Raw genomic sequence first — 5,860 nt, forward strand, 5'->3', positions numbered from 1 at the left:
GAACGGGGGCGGGGGCGGGCGGCCGGCCGGGGGCTTGCGGGGCGGCGGCCTGCTGCGGGATCCACTGCTGCGGCTGCTGCCGGGCGTCGTACCCGTAGGAGGGGGCCTGGGGGGCGTAGCCGCCCTGCGGCTGCTGTTCGTAGTCGCACTGCTGTGCGTGGGACTGCTGTGCGTACGGCTGCTCGTACGGGGTCTCGTACTGCTGCCCGTACGGGGGCGGGGCGGGCTGGAGGGGCTGCTGCGCGGGCGCCTGGCCGTACAGCGGCCGGCCGTACGGGTCGTAGCCGATGAGCTGCTGCTGGGCGGCGTACGGGTCGTACGGATCCTGTGGGTCGTTCACCGCGGGCCTCTCGTCGTTCCGGAAGCTCAGGCTCCCCGGTACAGCTCACGCTTGTCGATGTAGCGCACCACGCCGTCCGGGACCAGGTACCAGACGGGGTCGCCCTCGGCGACGCGGGCGCGGCAGTCCGTGGAGGAGATCGCCAGCGCGGGCACCTCGACGAGCGAGACGCCGCCCTCGGGCAGGCCGTCGTCGGTCAGGACGTGCCCGGGCCGGGTCACGCCGATGAAGTGGGCGAGGGAGAAGAGCTCGTCGGCGTTGCGCCAGGTCAGGATCTGCGCGAGGGCGTCGGCGCCGGTGATGAAGAAGAGGTCGGCGTCCTGGTTCAGCGCGCTGAGGTCCCGCAGGGTGTCGATCGTGTAAGTCGGACCGCCGCGGTCGATGTCGATGCGGCTCACCGAGAACTGCGGGTTCGAGGCCGTCGCGATGACTGTCATCAGGTAGCGGTCCTCGGCGGGCGACACGGCCCGCTGGGACTTCTGCCACGGTTCACCCGTGGGGACGAACACCACCTCGTCGAGGTGGAAAAGGGCGGCCACCTCACTGGCGGCCACCAGGTGTCCGTGGTGGATCGGGTCGAACGTCCCGCCCATCACGCCCAGCCGGCGCTTGACCGGGCCCGTAGGCACTTCCTGCTCTCCCATGAGCGCAGAGCCTACTGGCCCGGTGGCACGTGCGCGGCGGCCCGGTCCGAACGAGGTGGTTCAGCGGTCGCGGTTCAGGCGCGTGGTCACCCAGAGCATCAGCAGCAGGACGAAGAGCGCACCGCCACCGGTCAGGTAGGGGCTCAGGCTCTCGTGGTTGCCGCCGTGCTGCTCGGCGCCCTCCGAGGCGAGGAGGACGAGGTTGTTGGCGGTGGTGGAGAGGCTCATCAGGCAGGTACCTATCGAGTCGGGGAGCGAGCGGAGACTTCCCTCACATCGTATGCGGGGGGTCGGGGCACGCTCACGCCGACTCAGGCGTTGGAGAGGATGGAGCAGTGGACCACAGGCCGATCCAGGGGGAAGCGCCATGACCGACAGCGGATTCGAGAAGACGCCGGCACGGGACCGCAGGAGGTTCCCGGGCATCTCCTCGCGGGCCTACGAGCACCCGGCGGACCGTTCGGCCCTGGTCGCCCTGCGCAAGCTGACCGGGTTCGACACGGTCTTCAAGGCCCTCAGCGGGCTGCTCCCGGAGCGCAGCCTGCGGCTGCTGTTCCTGTCGGAGTCGGTGCGCGTGGGCGAGACCCAGTTCCCCCACCTGCACGAGATGCTGCGCGACGCCTGCTACATCCTGGACCTGGAGACGGTCCCGCAGATGTACGTGCAGCAGGACCCGAAGCCGAACGCCATGTGCATCGGGCTGGACGAGCCGATCATCGTGGTGACGACGGCGCTGGTGGAGCTGCTGGACGAGGAGGAGATGCGGGCGGTCGTGGGCCACGAGGTGGGCCACGCGCTGTCCGGGCACTCCGTGTACCGGACGGTGCTGCTGTTCCTGACGAGCCTGGCGCTGAAGGTGGCGTGGATCCCGCTGGGCAGTGTGACGATCACGGCGATCGTCACCGCGCTGCGGGAGTGGTTCCGCAAGTCGGAGCTGTCGGCGGACCGGGCCGGCCTGCTGGTGGGGCAGGACGTGAACGCCTCGATGCGCGGGCTGATGAAGATCGCGGGCGGCAACCACCTGCACGAGATGAACGTGGACGCCTTCCTGGCCCAGGCCGACGAGTACGAGTCGAGTGGCGACCTGCGCGACTCGGTCCTGAAGATCCTCAACGTGCTGCCGCGCACCCACCCCTTCACGACGGTGCGCGCCGCCGAGCTGCGGAAGTGGTCGCAGACCCGGGACTACCAGCGGATCATGGACGGGCACTACCCGCGGCGGGACGAGGACAAGGACACCTCGGTGGCCGACTCCTTCCGCGAGTCCGCCGCGCACTACGCGGACTCGGTGCGCACGAGCAGGGATCCGCTGATGAAGCTGGTCGGCGACATAGCCGGCGGCGCGGGCGACCTGGGCGGGAAGCTGCGTGACCGGTTCACCGGCGCGGGGGGCGCGGAGAAGGGCGCTACCCGACAGGACTGACGGAGGCCGGCGGGGGCGGTGCCTGGGGCCGCGCCGCCGGCACCGCCCCCGCGTCCGCCGGGCCGGCCTGCGGTGGCGGCGAGGACGCTGCGGGCTGTGCCGAAGGCGGTTGGGCCGACGGGTCCGGTGCGGCCGCCGCCGGGTCCATCACCCCGCAGAGTCCGGCCGTCCGCCGGGGGTGGCCGCTGGCGTACGGGTCGCTGACCGGCGGGCCCACGGTGGTGGGGCCGGCTCCGGCCAGCAGCGGGCGGAAGCCCCCGGCCGGGTCGGCGGCGCAGTCCTGGGGTCCGGCCATCACGTAGGAGGAGGCCAGTTCCGCCCGCCGGGTGGTGAGGTCCTCGTGGTCGAAGCGCAGCCGCAGCTCGCGGCGGACGGTGAAGAGGGAGGACGCGTCGGACCCGGCCGGCGGGCCGGAGGCTCCCCGTACGGCGTACACGAAGGTGTGGTCGGTGGTGACGACCAGCGCCTCGGGACTGACCTCCTCGAAGGCGAGGGTGCCGCTGACCCGGACGCGGGAGTCGGCCAGGGCGGCGGTCTGCGGGTCGAAGCGGACCAGCCAGCCGGTCGCGGCGTGCCGGCCGTCCCCGGAGGGGGAGGTCATGCTCTCGTCGAACTGGGCCAGCTGTCCGGGGTCCAGCAGGACCCGTACGGGCCGGGAGGCGGTGCCGGAGAGCACGTCGGGGTCGAGGGAGGACTGCACCAGGTAGTCCTTGGCGATGGACAGTGCGGCGACGACCTGGCTCTCGGTGAAGTGGTGGGTGCGGCGTACGGCGGGCAGGGTGATCCCGGCCGCGCCGGTGCGATACTCGGCGGCGGGGCTCCGGGCGTAGAGGTCTGCCGGTTTGCCGCCGGGTACGGCGGAGGACGGTGTCAGGGGTACGACGGTGCTGCTGAGCGGCTCGGCGTTGCCGCCGGCCGGGGGCACGTACGGGTTGCGCAGGCCCAGGTAGACGGCGACGGCGAAGGCCGAGGCGATGAGCAGGACGAGCAGCATGCCCTGGCGGGCGCCGCGGCCCGGGGTGCCGTTGCCGCGGCCCGCGGAGCCGCCGCCCGACCAGATGGAGCGGCTGCGGACGGCGCGGGCGTGCTCGCCCATGCGTTCCTGGGCGGAGAACTCCTGGAGCCGGGCGGCGCGGACGAAGTCCTCGTCGAACACCACCGACCGGTACTCGTCCGGGCGCAGTTCGTCGTCACCCCCGCCGGTTCCCTCGGGGGTGCCGTTGGGCGGATCTCCTGGTACGGCCATCGCTTCTCCCCGCTGTCCCCGCTTCAGAGAAGCCCCCAGCTCCGGAACGGGCGAGTGGGGTCGTACCTTCAGGGTTGGCGGACGACGGGGTACGTAAACGCGCCGACGCCGGTGACTTCCCCGAGCGGGGTACTGGCGGGTGCGGGTGCGGGGTCCGCGTCGCCGGAGGCGCTGCGGTAGACGGCACTGAAGGCGAGCGCCACCATCCCGAGTCCCATGACGACGGCGAGGACCCAGGCGACCGGTCTCAGCCAGCCGGCCCGGCCCCGGTAGGGGCGCAGGCTGCCGCCGTAGGCCCCGTACGGCCCCTCGGCGTAGCCGTAGGACCCGGCCTCCCAGGCGTGGTCCTCGTACGGGTATCCGTCCGGGTGGCCGTGGTCGTCCTCGCCCGCCCAGCCTCCGGCGACGCGGGCGGCCTCCGCCTCGGCGCGCGCCAGGTCGGCGGCGCGCTGGCGTTCGGCCGCGCTCGGTTCATGGATCCTGGCGTTCCGGACGAAGGCCTCATCGAACACCACGGAGGCGAAGTCCTGATCCGCGCCTCCGCGGTCGTCGTCGGGCTCCCCGTCGTCCGGGAACGGCTTGCCCCCCACGTCGTCCGGCACGGGAACAGCGTAGACCTGGGGGGCCGCTTTGGGCAGGGTGAAAGCCGGAATCCGGCCACAACGGGTTCGGGTGGCGGTTACCGGATGTGACCGTCGCCGGTGACGATGTACTTGGTGGAGGTGAGCTCGGGCAGGCCCATCGGGCCGCGGGCGTGCAGCTTCTGGGTGGAGATGCCGATCTCGGCGCCGAACCCGAACTGGCCACCGTCCGTGAACCGGGTGGAGGCGTTCACGGCGACGGTGGTCGAGTCGACCAGTTGGGTGAAGCGGCGCGCGGCGGCCTGCGAGGTGGTGACGATCGCCTCGGTGTGCCCGGAGGTCCAGCGGCGGATGTGGGCGACGGCCTCGTCGAGGGAGTCCACGACGGCGGCGGCGATGTCGTACGACAGGTACTCGGCGGCCCAGTCCTCGTCGGTGGCGGGCAGGGCGGTGGCCTTGCTCTCCTCGGCGGCGGCCAGCACCCGGGCGTCGCCGTGGACGGTCACGCCGGCGTCGGCGAGGGCGTCGAGGGCGCGGGGCAGGAAGGCGTCGGCGATGTCGCGGTGGACGAGGAGGGTCTCGGCGGCGTTGCAGACGGAGGGCCGCTGGGCCTTGGAGTTGATGAGGATGTCCACGGCCATGTCGAGGTCGGCCTGGGCGTCGACGTAGACGTGGCAGTTTCCGGTACCGGTCTCGATGACCGGGACGGTGGACTCCTCGACGACGGTCTTGATGAGGGAGGCACCGCCGCGCGGGATGAGCACGTCGACGAGGCCGCGGGCGCGCATCAGCTCGCGGACGGAGTCGCGGGACTCGCCGGGGACGAGCTGGATCGCGTCGGCGGGCAGGCCGGTGCTCGCGATGGCGTCGCGCAGGATGGCGACGAGGGCGGTGTTGGAGGCGTAGGCGGAGGAACTGCCGCGCAGGAGGACGGCGTTGCCGGCCTTCAGGCAGAGCGCGGCGGCGTCGACGGTGACGTTGGGGCGGGCCTCGTAGATGATGCCGACGACGCCGAGGGGGACGCGGATCTGGCGGAGGTCGATGCCGTTGGGGAGGGTGGAGCCGCGGACGACCTCGCCGACGGGGTCGGGGAGGGCGGCGACGTCGCGCACGTCGGAGGCGATGGCGGCGACCCGCTCGGGGGTGAGGGTGAGCCGGTCGATGACGGTCTCGCTGGTGCCGGCGGCGCGGGCCCTGTCGATGTCCTCGGCGTTGGCGGCGACGATCTCGTCGGTACGGGCCGTCAGCGCGTCCGCGATGGCCAGGAGGGCCGTGTCCTTGGCGGACCGCGGGAGTGGGGCGATGGCTGCGGCGGCCGTGCGGGCCGCTGCCGCGGTGGCGAGGACGGGGGAGGTCGCGGGGGCGTCGTCGAGCGAGGTCATGCCGCCCAGGGTAGTCCCCGCCCGACGGCCCCCTCACGGGGTTCCACCCCCCGAGACACCCCTCCCCACCACGGCGGGCTCCCCCGTCGCCTCCGCCCCCTCGACCGAAGCCACGGGCCGGGGGCCGCCTGTCCCGGCCGGGGGCGCCTGTACTGGCTGGGGCTGCCGGGCGGGGCTGCCGTTGCGCGGAGCCGCCTCTGTCGGCCGGGGCCGGTTGCCGGGGCTGCCGCTGCGCGGAGCCGTC

General features: G+C 73.1%; 6 protein-coding genes and 1 pseudogene. 1 reads left to right on the forward strand and 6 read right to left on the reverse strand.

The window, feature by feature from the left end; translation table 11 throughout:
- The 3 genes and pseudogenes from VR44_RS34785 to VR44_RS46165 form a co-directional block, all read right to left on the reverse strand.
- Positions 1-340: pseudogene (locus tag VR44_RS34785) on the reverse strand (LytR family transcriptional regulator); the annotation flags it as partial.
- A 26-nt stretch (positions 341-366) separates the two neighbouring features.
- Positions 367-984: a nicotinate-nucleotide adenylyltransferase gene (nadD, locus tag VR44_RS34790; protein ID WP_045951639.1), complete on the reverse strand. Its 618-nt coding sequence runs from the start codon at positions 982-984 to the stop codon at positions 367-369.
- A gap of 60 nt (positions 985-1,044) precedes the next feature.
- Positions 1,045-1,212, reverse strand: a complete 168-nt coding sequence (locus VR44_RS46165) for a hypothetical protein (RefSeq protein WP_045951640.1) — start codon at positions 1,210-1,212, stop codon at positions 1,045-1,047.
- A gap of 139 nt (positions 1,213-1,351) precedes the next feature.
- On the opposite strand from VR44_RS46165, the gene VR44_RS34800 reads away from it, so the two are divergent.
- Entirely contained in the window at positions 1,352-2,407 is a 1,056-nt protein-coding gene (locus tag VR44_RS34800; RefSeq protein ID WP_045951641.1) for a M48 family metallopeptidase, read from the forward strand.
- On the opposite strand, the gene VR44_RS34805 is transcribed toward VR44_RS34800, so the two are convergent.
- The 3 genes from VR44_RS34805 to VR44_RS34815 form a co-directional block, all read right to left on the reverse strand.
- Positions 2,391-3,653 (reverse strand): SCO2583 family membrane protein, encoded by a 1,263-nt coding sequence (locus VR44_RS34805; RefSeq protein ID WP_045951642.1) that lies wholly within the window; start codon positions 3,651-3,653, stop codon positions 2,391-2,393. The two genes, VR44_RS34800 and VR44_RS34805, sit on opposite strands and share 17 nt — an antisense overlap.
- Positions 3,654-3,721: 68 nt before the next feature.
- The gene (locus tag VR44_RS34810; RefSeq protein ID WP_045951643.1) at positions 3,722-4,255 is read right to left on the reverse strand and encodes an SCO2584 family spore wall biosynthesis protein; all 534 of its coding nucleotides are present in this window, start codon (positions 4,253-4,255) and stop codon (positions 3,722-3,724) included.
- 77 nt (positions 4,256-4,332) lie between these two features.
- Positions 4,333-5,616 (reverse strand): glutamate-5-semialdehyde dehydrogenase, encoded by a 1,284-nt coding sequence (locus VR44_RS34815; RefSeq protein WP_045951644.1) that lies wholly within the window; start codon positions 5,614-5,616, stop codon positions 4,333-4,335.
- Positions 5,617-5,860 lie beyond the last annotated feature (244 nt).

Origin of the sequence: Streptomyces katrae (assembly GCF_000966975.1) — a bacterium.
In the GTDB taxonomy this organism is placed as follows: domain Bacteria; phylum Actinomycetota; class Actinomycetes; order Streptomycetales; family Streptomycetaceae; genus Streptomyces; species Streptomyces katrae.

Excerpts from the sequence above, each read along its gene's own strand:
- nadD (WP_045951639.1), bottom strand. The coding sequence starts at position 984 with ATGGGAGAGCAGGAAGTGCCTACGGGCCCGGTCAAGCGCCGGCTGGGC.
- VR44_RS46165 (WP_045951640.1), bottom strand. The coding sequence starts at position 1,212 with ATGAGCCTCTCCACCACCGCCAACAACCTCGTCCTCCTCGCCTCGGAG.
- VR44_RS34800 (WP_045951641.1), top strand. The coding sequence starts at position 1,352 with ATGACCGACAGCGGATTCGAGAAGACGCCGGCACGGGACCGCAGGAGG.
- VR44_RS34805 (WP_045951642.1), bottom strand. The coding sequence starts at position 3,653 with ATGGCCGTACCAGGAGATCCGCCCAACGGCACCCCCGAGGGAACCGGC.
- VR44_RS34815 (WP_045951644.1), bottom strand. The coding sequence starts at position 5,616 with ATGACCTCGCTCGACGACGCCCCCGCGACCTCCCCCGTCCTCGCCACC.